This is a genomic window from Streptomyces fuscichromogenes (genome assembly GCF_014645815.1).
Taxonomy (GTDB): domain Bacteria; phylum Actinomycetota; class Actinomycetes; order Streptomycetales; family Streptomycetaceae; genus Streptomyces; species Streptomyces fuscichromogenes.
Genome location: NZ_BMML01000034.1, coordinates 42,744 through 58,789, shown reverse-complemented (window position 1 = coordinate 58,789; position 16,046 = coordinate 42,744). Strand labels below are relative to the sequence as shown.

Below are 16,046 nucleotides of genomic sequence, written 5' to 3'. Positions count from 1 at the left end.
CCCTTCAGTCGTGACCGGGGTGGTCAGGAGCCGCCGTTGATCTTCGACTCGGTCACCGCGCCCTGCGTGACGTTCCACTTCTCCAGGATCTTCTGGTAGTCGCCGCTCTTGATGATGGCGGCCATGGCGGCCTGGAGCGCGTCGCGCAGCTGGGTGTTCTCCTTGCTGACCGCGATGCCGTACGGGCCGGCCTCGATCTGCTCGCCGACGACCTCGAAGTCCTTGCCGCTGCTGGCCGTCTTGGCGTTGTAGGCGGCCACCGGGAAGTCGTTCAGGTCGGCGACGGAGGCGCCCTGCTTCAGACGGAGCAGCGCCTCGGGGTCGGTGTCGAAGGTCTGGAGGTCGATGGCCTTCTTGCCGTCCTTCGTACACTTCGTGCTCTGCGCCTTGGCGATGCCCTCGGAGGTGGTGCCCTTCTGCAGGGCCACGACCTTGCCGCACAGGTCGTCCAGGGACTGGATGCCCTTCGGGTTGCCCTTCTGGACCAGGATCGAGGTGCCGGCGGTGAAGTAGTCGACGAAGTCGACGCCGCTGCCGACCTTCTTGCCGGTGTCGGAGTCGATGCCGTCCTGGCGGGCCTTGGTGTCGTTCATCGCCGACATGATCACGTTGAAGCGGTCGGCCTGCAGGCCCACGATCAGGTTGTCGAACTTGCCGTTCTGGAACTCGAACTTGACGCCCAGCTGCTTGCCCAGGGCGTCCGCGATGTCCGGGTCGACACCGACGGCCTTGCCGTTCTCCATGTACTCGACCGGCGGGTAGGCGATGTCCGAGCCCACCTTGATCACACCGGCCTTGCGGATGTCGGCCGGCAGCTTGCTCGCCAGCGGGGCCGAGGATGTCGACGAGGAGCCGCTGTCGCCGCCCTTGTCGGTCTGGTCACCGCAGCCGGTGAGGATCAGGGTGCCCGCGACCGCGATCGCACCGATCGCGGCAATCCTGGAGCGCGAGGCGGTGGTACGACGGGTGAAGCGTGCGGTCATGGTGGGTTCCTCCGGCGGTGGGTAGGACAAGCCGATATACCGATGTGTCTGACATGTCGATATGCCGATGGGTCGACGGAAACACACACCATCGGGTGTCGCGACCTCGTGGGTTTACGGCATCCTGCCATTGGGATTGCTGCAAGCAGACCTGCCACCATGTCAAAATCGGATAACGGGTGACCCCCGTGACGCGTCAGGCCGGTCAATCTTCGACCCGTCGCCCCGCACATCTGCGGGAATCCGACCTTCTGGCCGGAGGATCTTCGGTTCACCGCCGGTTCATCCCAGGCCCTGCCTCACGGTCGCTCGCCGGTCATTCGGCCGCTCATCTGTCGGCTGTCTACGACATCCGTGATGTGACCTTGCGCCTATTCGACTCGTCGGGAGCGCTCTTCGTCCGGTAAGAAGGTTCTTTACACCCCTCATCCGGGGCTCAGGGCGCGTGTGCGGCGCGCCCGTCGCGCAGGTGCTCGTACGTGCCACTCGTACGTATCAGTGATCGGGCCCTGCGCGGTGCCCGTCCACTCCCTCACCGGGAGCGGCCGACCCTCAAACCATGCATACCTAAGGGGTAAGACAAGTGGCAGCGGAGATCGTCAATCCTCGCAGCGACAGCGCGTCGGACAGTACGGACCAGGACGGCGGGGCCGAGCCCCTCGATTCCTTCGATCCGGCGTTCGCACTGCACCGGGGCGGCAAGATGGCCGTGCAGGCCACGGTGCCGATTCGTGACAAGGACGACCTTTCCCTCGCGTACACGCCCGGAGTCGCGCGCGTGTGCACCGCGATCGCGGAACAGCCCGACCTGGTCAACGACTACACATGGAAGTCGTCCGTCGTGGCCGTCGTCACCGACGGTACGGCCGTGCTCGGCCTCGGGGACATCGGTCCCGAGGCCTCCCTCCCGGTGATGGAGGGCAAGGCGATCCTCTTCAAGCAGTTCGGCGGCGTGGACGCGGTTCCCATCGCCCTCGCCTGCACCGGTGTCGACGAGATCGTGGAGACCGTCGTCCGGCTCGCCCCGTCCTTCGGCGGGGTCAACCTGGAGGACATCTCGGCACCTCGCTGCTTCGAGATCGAGCGCAAGCTCCAGGAGCGGCTCGACATCCCGGTCTTCCACGACGACCAGCACGGTACGGCCGTCGTGACGCTGGCGGCGCTGCGGAACGCGGCGCGGCTCAGCCGCCGGGAGATCGGACAGCTGCGGGCGGTGATCTCGGGCGCCGGCGCGGCCGGTGTCGCCATCGCCAAGATGCTGGTCGAGGCCGGCATCGGGGACGTCGCCCTCGCCGACCGCAAGGGCATCATCTCCGCCGACCGCGACGACCTCACCGCGGTCAAGCGCGAGGTCGCCGGGTTCACCAACAAGGCCGGGCTCAAGGGCACCCTTGAGGACGCGCTGGCCGGCGCCGACGTCTTCATCGGCGTCTCCGGCGGTACGGTCCCGGAGGAGGCCGTCGCCTCGATGGCCGAGGGAGCCTTCGTCTTCGCGATGGCCAACCCGAACCCGGAGGTGCACCCCGACGTCGCCCACAAGTACGCGGCGGTCGTGGCGACCGGGCGGTCGGACTTCCCGAACCAGATCAACAACGTGCTGGCGTTCCCCGGGATCTTCGCGGGCGCGCTCCAGGTGCGGGCCTCCCGGATCACCGAGGGGATGAAGATCGCGGCGGCGGAGGCGCTGGCGTCGGTCGTCGGGGACGATCTCGCCGCCGACTATGTCATTCCCTCTCCGTTCGACGAGCGGGTCGCGCCTGCGGTGACCGCGGCGGTGGCGGCGGCGGCGCGGGCCGAAGGGGTTGCTCGCCGCTGACGTCGCGCTGAGTGGCCTCGTCCTTTGGGGCGGGGCCATTTCTTTTCCCACCCGCCCATCCGTTCGGGTGCTTACGAGGTGGGCGTTGTTCCGGGGGCTGCCGCCCCAGGCCCCCGCGGGTGGGGTGGGCTGCGTTGTTTTCGGGTGTCGGTGGGTGGGGGCTGGGCGCGCAGTTCCCCGCGCCCCTTGCGGGGCGCTGTGTGCGGGGTGCTGTGTGCGGGTGCTGTGCGCAAGAGGGGATGTGTCACAGGGGTCTCCGGTATCGCGCGCGGCGCCGGGAACCTATCGTCGGGCCTATGTTCGCCGTCTACGCCGCCCGAATCGACCGTGACCAGCCGCTCTCCGGCCTTGAGTTGGGGGAGCGTCCCGCCCCCGGGGCACGGCCCGGCTGGAGTACCGTCGATGTCCGGGCCGCCTCCCTCAACCACCACGACCTCTGGTCCCTGCGCGGTGTCGGTCTGCCCGAGGAGCGGCTGCCGATGATCCTCGGCTGTGACGCCGCCGGCGTCGACGAGGACGGCAACGAGGTCGTCCTGCACTCCGTGATCGGGCAGAGCGGCCACGGGGTCGGGCCGAACGAGCCCCGGTCCATCCTCACCGAGCGCTACCAGGGCACCTTCGCCGAACAGGTCGCCGTGCCCACCTGGAACATCCTGCCCAAGCCCAGGGAGCTGTCGTTCGCAGAGGCCGCCTGTCTGCCGACCGCCTGGCTGACGGCCTATCGGATGCTCTTCACCAATGCCGGCGTACGCCCCGGCGACTCGGTCCTCGTGCAGGGCGCGGGCGGCGGTGTCGCCACGGCCGCGATCGTGCTCGGCAAGGCCGCCGGGCTGCGGGTCTTCGCCACCAGCCGCGACGAGGCGAAGCGGAAGCGGGCCCTGGAGCTGGGTGCTGTCGAAGCGGTGGAACCGGGGGCCCGGCTGCCGCAGCGCGTGGACGCCGTCATCGAGACCGTCGGCGCCGCCACCTGGTCCCACTCGGTGAAGTCGCTGCGGCCCGGCGGGACGATCGTCATCTCCGGCGCCACCAGCGGCGACCGTCCCTCGCATGCCGAGCTGACCCGGATCTTCTTCCTTGAGCTGAAGGTCGTGGGCTCGACCATGGGCACCAAGGACGAGCTGGAGGACCTGCTCGCCTTCTGCGCCGCCACCGGCGTACGTCCCGTCATCGACGAGCTGCTTCCCCTCGACCGCGCCCGCGAGGGCTTCGAACGGCTGGAGTCCGGCGACCAGTTCGGGAAGATCGTGCTGACCAGCTCGTGACCGGTTCCTGATCAGCTCCTGATCAGCTCCTGGCCGGGGTCTGATCAGCCCCTGACCGGGGTCTGACCGGGGGGCCGTCCGGTGCGGTCGCTGCTCAGGGCTTCGGGCCGCGCAGCAGCGCTCCTATGTGCGCCGCCGCCGTGGACAGGTGGCGGCGGGCCTCGCGGAGCTGGTCCGTGGTGACTCCGTGGTCGCGGGCCGCGTCGCGGATGTCGTCCCGGAAGCGGTCCAGGAGCCGGTCGAGGTCACGGGCCGGGTCACCGGTCTCGGCCTCGTCGCCGTGCGTCCACGCCGGGGCGTACTGCGCCGGGAAGTCCTCCGGGGTCTGCGTGTACTCGGGGGCCGGGGCGGGGGGCGGCTTGCGCAGGTCCGGGCCGGTGCCGGTGCCGGTGCCGGTGGCGGTGTCGGTGGTGGCGGGGGTCGGCTCGGTGCGGGTGCCGAAGCCGAAGTCCCTGCCGAAGTCCTTGCCGTAGTCCTTTCCGAACTCGCCGAACTCCTTGGCCAGTTCGGTGAGGCCCTCGCGGACTCCGGTCGGCCAGTCGCCGCGTGTGAAGTGGTCCTGGACGTGCTCCTGCACCCGGCGGGCGATGCGCTGCATCTCCTCCTGGGCCTGGGCGCGCGCCCGCGCCTGCGCCTCCTGGGCCTGCCGACGGGCCCGCTGGGCCTCGTCCCTGGCCCGGCGGCTCTCGTCCTTCGCGCGGCGGGCCTGCTCCTTCCACTCCTGCTTGGCCCGGCGCATCTCCTCCTTGGCGGCCCGCCACGACTCCTTGTCACCGAGGTCGCCGAACTCCCCGGTCCCCGTCCCGGCGCCGTGCCGGGCCTCGGAGGCGGCCGCGCGCACCTCGCGGCGCAGGTCACCGGCCGCGCCTCGCACGTCGGCCCTTATCTCGGCGGCCAGCTCGGCGACCGACTCGCGGATCTCCAGCTCCAGGTCGGCCAGCTCGCCGCTGCGGTCGGCCAGTTCGGCCCGGCCGGCGTCCGTGATGGCGTAGACCTTGCGGCCGCCCTCGGTGGTGTGCGTCACCAGGCCCTCGGCCTCCAGCTTGGCGAGCCGGGGGTAGACGGTGCCCGCCGACGGGGCGTACAGGCCCTGGAAGCGCTCCTCCAGCAGCCGGATCACCTCGTAGCCGTGGCGGGGCGCCTCGTCCAGCAGCTTGAGGAGGTAGAGGCGGAGGCGGCCGTGGGCGAAGACGGGAGGCATGTCAGAGCACCTTCTTGTCGGTCGTGCCGCCGGTGGTGGCGTCGGTGGTGGCATCGGTGGTGCCGTCGGCCGGCGCGGCGGGACCGGACTCGGTAGGAGCGGAGTCGGTAGGAGTGGAGTTGGTGGGAGTGGAGTCGGTGGGAGCGGAGTCTGGCGGAACGGAGTCTGCGGGAGTGGAGCCGGTGGGGGGCGTCGAGGGGGCGGTCGGTCCGGTGGGCGGCTCGGCCGTCCACGCCGCCCGCTCGTCGTCGTCCTCCTTGGGCGGGCGGCGCAGCAGGGCGATGGAGCCGGAGACCGTGGTGGCGCGGAGCTTGCCGGTGCCCGTGCCGAGGCGGCCGGTGATCTTGTGGGCGCCCCACTGGCCGTGCACCCGCAGTCCGTCGAAGGCGTTGGAGATCGTGCCGCTCGCGGTGTTGGCCTCCACCTCGGCGTCGGCCGGGTGCGGCAGCCGGATGGCGATCTCACCGGAGACACTGGTCAGCCGGACATCGGTCGGGCCGTCCGGGTCCAGGTCGATGATCATGGAGCCGCTGACCGAGTCGGCGCGCACGGCGGGGCCGGAGCCCTCGACGACGGTCAGGTCGCCGGAGACGGAGTTGAACCGTAGGTTGCCGGTGACGGCCTGGGCCTCCAGGTTCCCGGACACCGTGTCCGCGCGGACCTCGCCGGCGAGGCCGACCAGGGTGGTGTCGCCGGTGACGCCCTTGACCACCGATGTGCCGCTGATCCCGGAGACGACGGCCGCCGCGCCGACCACGCCCACCTCCACCCGGGTGTCCGCCGGGACGGCGAGCGAGACCACCGCGCTGCGCCGCCAGCCCTTGCGGTCGAGCCACTTGAGGAAGCCCTTCCAGGGGAGGTCCTCGTAGGCCACCGTGAGGATGCCGCCCTCCTGCGTGACGATCAGGGGCGGGCCCTCGATCTCGGAGACTTCCAGGCGGGTGGAACCCTCGTCGGTGCCCACGACGTTGACTGTTCCGTTGACGATGCGGACGTGCAGGTCGCTCACGGGGGTGTCGAAGTCGAGCTTCCTGGGCTCGGCGACGGACCACTCGGACTTGGACATGGTGCGGACCTCCTCGGGCCGGACGCGACGGCTGGACGCGAACGCGAGTGCACGGCTCGCGCCATATCGCGTCTCCCGTGAAACACGATATATCGTGGCCGTCGGAAGTCAAGGCACCCGTTCGTGTGGTCAGTTGGTCTGGCGGTTGACCTGGAGGGGGTTCGGAAAGCTCATATATCGGGCGTCAAGCGGGCAAATTACTTACCGTGTGACCATGTCGACGGATGAATACAGGACCGCCTCCCGGCTCCCGGGGGTCGGCACGCTTACGCGGCCGGGCGGGGACGCCGTACCGAGGGCCCACCGGCTGGCTCTGGCCGAGATGGCGGTGGGGCTGCCGGCCGCCGCGTGGGGGGCGCGACGGCGCAGTGTGGGGTGGGCCGTGGTGGGGGCGGTACTGATGGCGCACGGGGCGCTGGAACTGTCGTACGAGGCGGTGTTCCCCCGGGACTGACCGTGGGGCCGGCCCGCGGTTGCCCGCGCCCCTGCGGGGCGCCGGCCTACTCCTCGTCCTCGTCGTCCAGCCGGGCCAGCCACGTAGCCAGGCGTTCCACCGGGACCTCGAAGTCCGGGTTCAGGTCGACGAAGGTGCGGAACTGTTCCGCCAGCCACTCGAAGGTGACCTCTTCCTCGCCGCGCCGCTTCTCCAGTTCCTCGATGCCTCGGTCGGTGAAGTACATGGGTTGCTCTCCTGCTGCCTGCATGTGTGGGTGCCCGGTGGTGGGCGTCTACCAGCCTAGGCGGATGTCAAAGGTGTGCCGTCGGTGAAGGGTAGGGCTCGCCTGGCGGGGGAAGGACTCTTTTCCCGTGGGTGGGGTGGAGGGGAACGGCGGTGCCTGCCCGCGCGGGACACGTGGGACACGCGGGAGACGTGGGACACGGGGGAACGGGGGACGTATGGAAGGGGACGCCACGCGGATCTCGGGGGCCGGGGGGACGGGATGACGGACCGGCACGGCGGGGGCGTGTCCGGCGGCCGGGACCGGGACCGGGACACGGCCCGTTCCGCGCTGCGTGAGCTCGTCATGGCGGCCACCGTGCGCATCCACCGTCCGGGCGCCGGGTACGCCCCGGAGGAGTCCGGGGGGTTCCTCGGCAGTGGTTTCTTCATCGCGCCGAACTGGGTGCTGACCTGTGCGCATGTCGTCCACGGCGGGGAAGGGGACGGGGGCGAGGTGACCGTGATCTGCCGGCCCGGCCCCTTCGCGGAGCCGTACGTCGTACCCGCAGAGGTCGCGGCGACCCTTCCGGAGCAGGCCGAGCGCTCCGTCCAGGGCGACTGGCCCGATCCCGACCTGGCGCTCGTCCGGCTGCGCGAGCCGGTGGAGCACGAGTGCCTGTACGTCTCCGAGCGGCCGTCGCCGCAGTACACCGAGGGGCAGGTGTTCTACGCCGGCTGGGCCCCCGTCCGGGGACGGCCGCAGCCGCTGGACGGCTTCCTGGCCGTGCACGGCACCGTCGGCGGCCGGTCCGCGGGCGCCCGGCTGAGCCTCGGCGGGAGCGTCCTGCCGCCAGGCGTCTCCGGCGGGCCCGTGATCGACCCGGTGCGCGGTGAGGTGGTCGGCGTGCTGAGGCCACGCGCGGACCACGGGCCGGGCGGCACCTCGATCGGCATCGAGCAACTGCGCACCCTCCCCGTGACGCCCCCCACCCGACCGCCCGACCGGTACGGCCACGGCCTCAGCCAACCCGACTGGTACGGCCACGGCCACGGCCTGAGCCAACCCGACTGGTACGGCCACGGCCACGGCCTGAGCCAACCCGACCCGTCCCGGCCCGACTTGCGCCGCCCCGCCCCATACCGGCCCGACCTCTACCAGACCATCTGGCACGCCCACGACCGCTACCACCGCGACCGACAGCTGCCCGGTGAGTCCGGGCGGCGCACGTGGGTCGGGCTGCAGGCGGAGCTGGGGGCCCGGCCGGGGCGGGTGCTCAGTCCGTACGAGCGGGTCGAGCTGCTCGGCCGGCTCGCCGATCTGGAGCCCCCGGAAAGCACCCGCGGTCTGCTCGACATCCTCCAGTCGCTGCCGGATTTCCGGGCCCCCACGCCGTCGCCCGCACCGCGCGGCTGGCGTGACGGCCTCGGCGCGCTCTACGAGAACGCGCGGTACGACGGCGCGCTCCCGCTCGTCGTCGAGTACGCGATGCGGGTCATGACCGCCGAGCGCCCGGTGTCGTCCCCCGTGCTCGATGCCGAAGAGGCCCTGTGGGGGTGGATCAGGCAGGCCGCGACCCGCCTGGGCAGCGGCCGGCACGGTGACCTCGCCCGCAGGCGTGCCCGGCACCTCGGTGACCGGCTGGGCGAGCCGGACGGTCGCCGGGGCACCGGGTATCCGCACGAGAGCGCGCGGGGGCCGTCCGCCGAGCCCCCCCTCCGGCTCCCCGCCCGGCTCTCCGTCCTGCTCCAGGTCGAGCATCTGGCCTGGGACCCCGAGCACTGCGACTGGTCGGTCGCGGTGGTCCGGCGGGACGGCGAGGTGACCCCGCTGGACGAGGGGCGGCGCGTCGGCCTCGACGGCCTCGCCGCCTGTCTCGCCGCCCCGCTCGCAGAGGCGTTCCGGCGCTGTGACGAGCCGGACCGGCCGGTCGCGCTGTACGCGGCCCTGCCGCACCACCTGCTCGACCTGCCGGTGGACGAGTGGCGGCTGCGGCCCGGCGCCGACCCGCTGGGCGGCGAACGTCCGGTCCTGGTCCGCTGTGCGGACCGCGGCCAAATGCCCGGGGAGGACGACCGGGACGACCGGGACGACCGGTACGACGCCGGGCTCCTCGGCGACGACGAGGAGCCCGACCGCCGCGACCGCTGGCGCCGGCTGCACGGACTGCCCGGCCGGGACACGATCAGGGCCGCGATACTGGACTGCGACGACGCGGTGCGCCGGCCCGTACCGGCCGTGTCGGTGCTGCGCGGCCTGCCGCCCGGCACCGTCCCGGTGCTGTGCCGCGAGGGTGACCGGAGCTACGAGGACGACGACACCGCACTGGCCCGGATCGTCCGGGCGGGGTACGGGGTCGTGCTGTGGCGCCGCTGGAGACGCCCGGCCGACCCCCTGTGCGGGGAGTTCCACCGGGAGGCCCGGACGATCGTCGACGGCGCGGCCGGCGCCGCGGAGCTGCCCGCGCTGGTGCACGGTCTGCGCGACCGGATGTGCGAGGGCCTCGCGGAGTCGTTCTGGGCCAGGGGCATCGCGCTCCTGTACGACGATCCGGACCAACCCCTGCCCGGTGGCGACGACTTGCTGGAGGCGCCGTGAGCGCATGCGCCGACATACGGCCCTTACCGGGGCTGCCGGAGGTCTATAACGTGAAGCAGGTTCAGCGGCTGCCCTGGGGACGGGACGGACGAGTGACGACGAGGGCCGGACATGACCGATTCCAGTGAGTGGCTCATCTACCGTGGCGCCGGGGAGCCCCACGACGGCATGAGCCGACTGCCCGCGCCGCCCCCCTGGCGGGACTTCTCCGGCCGGGACGCGGACGCCGGCGGCGATGGCGACGGTGCCGGCGGTGCCGGTGTCGACGTCGGCGGCGACGGTTCCCGGGACCGCAGGCTCGGCGGGCACCGGCATCTGGCCGAGCTGCACCGGCCCGGCGCCGAGGAGCTGGAGATGATCAACGCGGCGCTGTACCTGCGCCGCCCGCTCCTGGTCACCGGCAGCCCCGGCGCCGGCAAGAGCACCCTCGCGCATTCGGTGGCGTACGAACTGGGCCTGGGCGAGGTGCTGCGCTGGTCCGTGGTCAGCCGCTCCACGCTCCAGGACGGCCTGTACCACTACGACGCCATCGCCCGCCTCCAGGACGTCCAGATCGCCGCGCAGGGCGGGTACGGCGCGGCCGGCGGCGGCCCAGGTGCCATGGAGGCGGTCGGCAGCTACATCCGCCTCGGCCCGCTCGGCACCGCGCTGCTCCCCTCCGACACCCCGCGCGTGCTGCTGATCGACGAGCTCGACAAGAGCGACATCGACCTGCCCAACGACCTCCTGAACGTGCTGGAGGAAGGGGAGTTCGAGATCCCCGAGCTCCAGCGGATCGCCGACCGGCTGCCGGACGGCGCGGCCGAGGTGCTCACCGCCGACGGCACCAAGGTCCGGGTCCGCGACGGCCGGGTGCGCTGCCGGGCCTTCCCGTTCGTCGTCCTCACCAGCAACGGCGAGCGGGACTTCCCGGCCCCGCTGATGCGCCGCTGCATCCACCTCGAACTGGGCCGTCCCGACCACAACCGGCTCGCGACCTTCGTCCGCGCCCACCTCGGCGACGAGGCGGCCCGCGCGGGCGACGACCTGATCAGCCGCTTCCTGGAGCGCTCCCGCAGCGAACTCCTCGCCACCGACCAGCTGCTGAACGCCATCTACCTCACGGACGCGGCCGCCCCGCCCAGCCGTGACCGGCTCGCCGACCTGCTCATCCAGCGCCTCGACCGCCCGAGGTGAGCCGCTGATGCCGGACGTACCGTCCCGACCCGGACCCGACCCGGCCGACCCGGACCTGCCCGGTGCGGAGGGCGGCGCCCTGGCCGAGCTCGTCCGCCGACTGCGGGGGGCCGGGTTCGATCCCGACTCCGAGGGGCTGAGCGACGCCCTCTGGCTGGCCCGGTGGACGCGCCCCGCCGCCGGGGCGGAGCCGGACGGTCCGCCGGGTCCGGGTTCCGCCACCCGCGCCGGCCCGCCGAGGGCGGCGGCCGGGGAAGGCGTCGTACCACGGCAGGGCCCGTGGGAGGCCGTCGCGACCCCGGAATCCCCGGGGGACGCGGACCGGTCGGCTCCGGTGCCCGCCGTGGCCGCGGGAGCCGACCGCCGGCTGTCCCTGCACCCCGTGCCGCAGCGGCACGGCGCCGGGCAGGGCGGGGCCGGCGGGCGGATCGCCGGGGTGCCGGTCGGGGTGCCCGCCGCCCCCGCCCTGCCCGCGCCGCTGGAACTCCAGCGTGCCCTGCGGCCGTTGCAGGCCTACCGCAGTGCCGCACCGCCGCTGCGCGTCGCGCTGGACGAGACGTCGACCGCCGAGCAGAGCGCGCGGGCGGGCGGCCTGGTCCTGCCCGTGTACCGCGCGGTGACCCGGGGCGACGCCCGACTGCAACTGATCCTGGAGGCCTCCGCCTCGATGCGGGTCTGGGACCGGATGTTCGACGAACTGGTCCAGGTCTTCGGCCAGTTGGGCGCCTTCAGGGACATCCAGGTGAGCCATCTGCACCTCGGGCACGACGGCTCCGCCGTGGTCAGCCGCAGCGCGGACGTGCACGCGGCCCCGCTGCACACCACCGACCACCTCAGCGATCCGACCGGACGCCGGATCACCGTCCTGGTCAGCGACTGCGTCGGGCCGGTGTGGCACAGCGGCCGCGCCCACCGGCTGCTCCACCACCTGTCCCGGCAGGGCCCGGTCGCCGTGCTCCAGCCACTGCCGCAGCGGATGTGGAACCGCACCCGGCTGCCGGTCCGGTACGGCGAGCTGAGCCGGGGCGAGACACTCGGCGGGGCCGGCCGGCTGCGGGTGCGTACCGCCGCCGGGGCCGTCTCGGGCGGGCCGGGCGCCGTACCGGTACCGGTGCTGCCGCCGGAGCCGATGGCGCTCGGGGCGTGGGCGCGGCTGCTGTCGGGGATCGGCGGCCCGGTCCCGGGCGCGGTGGGCTGGGTGCGCGCGGACCAGCCGGCGGCCGCACCGGTGTCCCCGCGGCGGACCGCACCGCCGCCGGTCGAGCGGGTCCGCAGGTTCCGGTCCGGCGCCTCGCCGCGCGCCTGCCGGCTCGCCGTCTACCTGGCGGCCGCCCCGCTCTGCCTGCCGGTGATGCAACTGGTGCAGCGGGCCATGCTGCCCGACTCCGGCCCCGCCGACCTCGCCGAGGTGCTCCTCAACGGCCTGGTCACCAGCGTCCGCGAGGACCGCGGCGGCCGGGGCTCGGACGCCACCCAGTGGTTCGAGATGGAACCCGGGGTCCAGGACGCCCTGCTCGAATCGCTCGGCCGTGACGAGGCCCTCCTCGTCCTCGAACACTGCTCGAAGTACATCGAGCTGCGCTTCCGCCGGGGCGGCGTCAACTTCCCGGCCCTCGCCCTGGTCCAGCTCGGCGACGGCCGCGTCGACGGAGACATCGGCGGCCACAGCGACGGCGGCCACAGCGACGGCGGCGATGGCGGCGGCAATGGCGGTGACGGCGCTTCGGCCCTGATCCCGCAGCCCTTCGCCGAGGTCGCCGCCCGGGTCCTGGAACGCTTCATGCCGCTGCCCGAGCAGTTCCGGCCCTACGGCCGCGACGCCGCCGCCCACCCCGGTGAACGTCCCGCCGGACAGGTCGTCGGCCGGGCCCGTGCCCTGCTCGTCCGGTTCGACTCCGGCGGCATGGTGCAGGACCTCATCGACGCCGTGCGGCTGCTGCGCGGGGCGACCGGGCAGGACGAGCCCGCGGCGGCGGACCCCGAGCTGTGGGCGGCGTACGCGACCTGCACGCTGCGCCTGTGGGAGGTGCAGCGCGGCGCCGAGCTGCTGCGCGAGGCGGAGGAGGCGGCGAAGCGGGCGGTGGCCCACCGGGCGGTGGCCCACCCGGCCGCCCGGCGCGAAAGGGCCGTCCTGGCCCGGGTGCTGCGGGCCGCCGCCACCGACCGCAGGTCCTGCGGCGACCGGGAGGGCGCCCTGGGCCTGCTGCGCCGCGCCGACCGGGAGTACGCCGTGGCCTGCGGCGCCCCCGGCCTCGACGAGGGGGAGGCGCTGCGGCTGACGCTGGAGCGGGCCGGCGCGCTGGAGGCGCAGTGGGAACTGGGCGGCGGCCGTGCACCGCTCCAGGGCGCGACAGACGTACTGGAGGCGTTCGCCGACGCCTGGCCGGACCACCGGCCCGGCCCGCCCGGCCCGCCCGAACTGGCCCTGGCCCGCGGCCGCCTCCTGCTGCGTCTCGCGGGTGCGACGAGCGACCCCGAAGAGGCCCGAGGCTACGCGGAACAGAGCGCGCGCTCGCTGCGCACCGTCGTGGACGGCGTCGTGGACGGCGGCGTGGACAGCCGGGTGGACAACGGCATGGCCGGCGGCGCGGATCCAGGCACCGGGCCCGCGCCCTCCCCGGAACGCGTGCGGGTCCTGCTGGACCTGGTCGACGCGCTGCTCGCGTCGGACGGTGACCTGGACGAGGCCCGGCAGCGCGTCGAGACGGGCCTGGCCCTCACCCGCGAGCAGGGCACGCGCGCGGATCTGCTGGTGCGGGCGGGGCGCATCGGGAGGGCGCGGTACGCCGGGTCCGGGGAGCCGCGGGAGCTGCGGGCGGCCGCGGACAGCTTCGCGCGGGCGGCGCAGTCGATGCCTCGGGACGCTTCGGCGCGTCCGGACGTCCTCGCGGAGTGGGGCGAGGTCCTGCTCCGGCAGGCGGCGGCGGAGACCGGGCCGGGTTCCTTCGAACCGCTGACCCGGGCGATCCGGGTCCTGCGGGACTGCCGCGCGGAGACGCCGTCGGGCAGTCCCGCTCTCGCCCCACGCCTCTTCCTGCTCGGGCGTGGGCTGATGCTCCGCTACCGTGCCCGGGGCGACCGTGTCGACCTCCGGGAGGCCGAGTACCTGCTCGGGCTGGCGGCGGCGGAGGCCGCCGACCCGTTGCTGTCGGCGCGCTGCCTGCTGGAACTGGGGCAGGCCCAGTTCGAGGCGTACCGGAGCCTGGGGCGGCCCGCCCGCCTGGACGAGGCCGTCGACGCGTTCCGGGCCGCCGCGGAGGCGGCCCGGAACGCCGAGCCGGACGCCGGGTCGGCCCGCGCGCGTCAGGAAGCCGTGGAACTGGGGGCGCAGGCGCACCACTGGCGTGGTATGTCCTACGAGGCGGCCACCCGCCCACGTGCCGCCCGCGAGGCCTACCGGGCCGCCCGCGCGGAGTGGGCCCGGCTGCCCGACGACCGGGTGGGCACGGGTGAGCCCACCGCGCGCCGGACGGCACAGCGACTGGCCGAGCTGGAGCAGGGCTGAGCGACGGCACGATGCGAGAGGAGCCTGGGGTGGATGCACGGGACCAGTCCCTGCCGGAGGACGAGTCGGCCGACTCGCCCGAGCCGGCCGGGTCGACGGAGCCGCTGCCGGACCTGCTGGAGCTGGACCTGGGGGAACTGAGGAAGGTGGACCATCCCGTGCTGCGCGAGGTGCTCGCGGAGCTGGCGGAACGCGCGGTCCGGCCGACCGAGATGCTCTGGGGGTTCAACAACGCGTTCTAGAAGGGGCGGTACCGGCCCGGCGGGCCGGGCAGCCGGCCGGTCCGAGCGCCTCGACGTCCCGTCGGACGGGCGTCGGGGCCGGTGTTTGTGGTCGGCGGCCCGCTGGGAAGGCAGTGTCGTACGTGCCGGACGTGGTGTGCTCGGGCCGGACGGGCCGGGCCGCGGAGGCGGGGGGTGACCGACGTGTCTGGACAGGCCGCGGCCGGGAGCGGACGGGGCCGCGCCGGGCCCTCGCCGTTCCGGCAGTTCATCGTCAAGGTGCACGGCCGCTGCAATCTGGCCTGCCGTTACTGCTACCTGTACGAGGGCCCCGACCACACCTGGCGCGAACGCCCCGTGGCGACATCGGCCGCGGTTCTCGACCGCACGGCGGACCGGATCGCCGAGCACGCGCGCGGCCACGCGCTGACGGCGGTCTCGCTGGTCCTGCACGGCGGTGAACCCCTGCTCGCGGGAGTCGGCACGCTGGCCCGTTTCACCGACCTCGTACGCGACCGCGTTCCCGCCGGCTGTACGGTCCAGGCCACCGTCCAGACCAACGCCACCCTCCTCACCGAGGCACGGATGACGACCCTGGCCCGGCACGGCATACGGGTCGGCATCAGCCTGGACGGCGGGCTCGCCGCGCACAACGCCCGCCGCGTCGACCACGCGGGACGCCCCTCCTGGCCGGCCGCCTCGCGCGGGGCCCGGCTGGTCGCCGAGCGCTTCCCGGACGCGTACGCGGGAGTCCTCACGGTCGTCGACCCGGGCCTGGACCCGGTGGAGACCTACGACTCCCTGCTCGCCCTGCGCCCGCCGGCCCTCGACCTGCTGCTGCCGCACGGCAACTGGTCCGCGCCGCCGCCGGGCCTGGCGGCCACCCGCTACGGCGACTGGCTCTGCGCGGTCTTCGACCGCTGGTGGCGGTCCGGGCAACGGGACGTACGGGTACGGCTGTTCGAGGAGTGCATCGCGCTGCTGCTGGGCCTGCCGGCCGCCACCGAGTCGCTGGGGCTCGCCCCGTTCGACGCGGTCGTCGTGGAGACCGACGGATCCATCGAGCAGGTCGACTCGCTGAAGTCCGCCTACGAGGGCGCCGCCGCGACCGGCCTGGACGTGTTCCGGCACGGCTTCGACGACGCGTTGCGGCATCCCGGGGTGGCGGCCCGGCAGGCCGGTGCCGCGGCGCTCTCGGCGCAGTGCCGGGCCTGTCCGCTGCTCGACGTCTGCGGCGGCGGCCACTACGCCCACCGCTACCGGGCCGGGCACGGCTTCGCGAACCCCTCCGTGTACTGCGCCGACCTCCAGCGCTTCATCCGGCATGTGCACGAGCGGCTCACCACGGCCACACAGCCGACTCCCGCACCTCCGGAAGCCGTCCACGTGCCGTCCGAGGCCGGGGAGCCCATGCATTCCGAAGGGCCCAATGGGTCCGAAGAGCCCATGGGGTCCGAAGAGCCCATGGAGTTCGAAGAGTCCAAGGGGCCCGGGGAGTTCATGGAGCCGGGGGAGCCCAAGGTGCTCATGGCGCCCAAGGCGTCCATGGCGCCCAAGGT

11 protein-coding genes and 1 pseudogene are annotated in these 16,046 nt (G+C 73.5%); 8 read left to right on the top strand and 4 right to left on the bottom strand.

Translation table 11 applies throughout. From position 1 onward, the window contains the following. Positions 1 to 23: 23 nt before the first annotated feature. Positions 24 to 983, bottom strand: a complete 960-nt coding sequence (locus IEZ11_RS44230) for an ABC transporter substrate-binding protein (protein ID WP_189268748.1) — start codon at positions 981 to 983, stop codon at positions 24 to 26. A 583-nt stretch (positions 984 to 1,566) separates the two neighbouring features. Here IEZ11_RS44230 and IEZ11_RS44225 point away from each other — a divergent pair. Continuing rightward, positions 1,567 to 2,799, top strand: a complete 1,233-nt coding sequence (locus tag IEZ11_RS44225) for an NAD(P)-dependent malic enzyme (protein WP_189268747.1) — start codon at positions 1,567 to 1,569, stop codon at positions 2,797 to 2,799. 296 nt (positions 2,800 to 3,095) lie between these two features. Next, complete coding sequence (locus IEZ11_RS44220; RefSeq protein ID WP_189268746.1) at positions 3,096 to 4,061, top strand: zinc-binding dehydrogenase; 966 nt, start codon at positions 3,096 to 3,098, stop codon at positions 4,059 to 4,061. Positions 4,062 to 4,155: 94 nt separating this feature from the next. Here IEZ11_RS44220 and IEZ11_RS44215 read toward each other — a convergent pair whose 3' ends face one another. Together IEZ11_RS44215 and IEZ11_RS44210 are read right to left on the bottom strand one after the other, a co-directional pair. Then, a complete protein-coding gene (locus tag IEZ11_RS44215) occupies positions 4,156 to 5,262 on the bottom strand; it encodes a PadR family transcriptional regulator (protein ID WP_189268745.1) in 1,107 nt (368 codons plus the stop codon). 1 nt (position 5,263) lies between these two features. Further along, positions 5,264 to 6,328: a DUF4097 family beta strand repeat-containing protein gene (locus IEZ11_RS44210; protein WP_189268744.1), complete on the bottom strand. Its 1,065-nt coding sequence runs from the start codon at positions 6,326 to 6,328 to the stop codon at positions 5,264 to 5,266. Positions 6,329 to 6,542: 214 nt separating this feature from the next. On the opposite strand from IEZ11_RS44210, the gene IEZ11_RS44205 reads away from it, so the two are divergent. After that, positions 6,543 to 6,782: a hypothetical protein gene (locus tag IEZ11_RS44205; RefSeq protein WP_189268743.1), complete on the top strand. Its 240-nt coding sequence runs from the start codon at positions 6,543 to 6,545 to the stop codon at positions 6,780 to 6,782. Positions 6,783 to 6,828: 46 nt separating this feature from the next. Here the strand turns inward: IEZ11_RS44205 and IEZ11_RS44200 are convergent, their stop codons facing one another. After that, positions 6,829 to 7,008 carry a DUF6104 family protein gene (locus tag IEZ11_RS44200; RefSeq protein ID WP_189268742.1) on the bottom strand — a complete coding sequence of 60 codons (180 nt, stop codon included), beginning with the start codon at positions 7,006 to 7,008 and terminating at the stop codon, positions 6,829 to 6,831. Positions 7,009 to 7,269: 261 nt separating this feature from the next. Between IEZ11_RS44200 and IEZ11_RS51545 the strand changes: the two genes are divergently transcribed. From IEZ11_RS51545 to IEZ11_RS44175, 5 genes and pseudogenes are all read left to right on the top strand, one after another. Beyond that, on the top strand, positions 7,270 to 9,585 hold the full coding sequence (locus IEZ11_RS51545) for a VMAP-C domain-containing protein (protein WP_229713743.1): 2,316 nt from the start codon (positions 7,270 to 7,272) through the stop codon (positions 9,583 to 9,585). A 111-nt stretch (positions 9,586 to 9,696) separates the two neighbouring features. Beyond that, entirely contained in the window at positions 9,697 to 10,761 is a 1,065-nt protein-coding gene (locus tag IEZ11_RS44190; protein WP_189268741.1) for an AAA family ATPase, read from the top strand. A 7-nt stretch (positions 10,762 to 10,768) separates the two neighbouring features. Then, positions 10,769 to 14,266, top strand: a complete 3,498-nt coding sequence (locus IEZ11_RS44185; protein WP_229713742.1) for an SAV_2336 N-terminal domain-related protein — start codon at positions 10,769 to 10,771, stop codon at positions 14,264 to 14,266. Positions 14,267 to 14,295: 29 nt separating this feature from the next. Further along, positions 14,296 to 14,508, top strand: coding sequence for an FxSxx-COOH cyclophane-containing RiPP peptide (gene fxsA, locus IEZ11_RS44180; RefSeq protein ID WP_229713741.1), 213 nt, complete (start codon positions 14,296 to 14,298; stop codon positions 14,506 to 14,508). A gap of 183 nt (positions 14,509 to 14,691) precedes the next feature. Beyond that, a pseudogene (locus IEZ11_RS44175) lies at positions 14,692 to 15,852 on the top strand (FxsB family cyclophane-forming radical SAM/SPASM peptide maturase); the annotation flags it as partial. Positions 15,853 to 16,046: the final 194 nt, after the last annotated feature.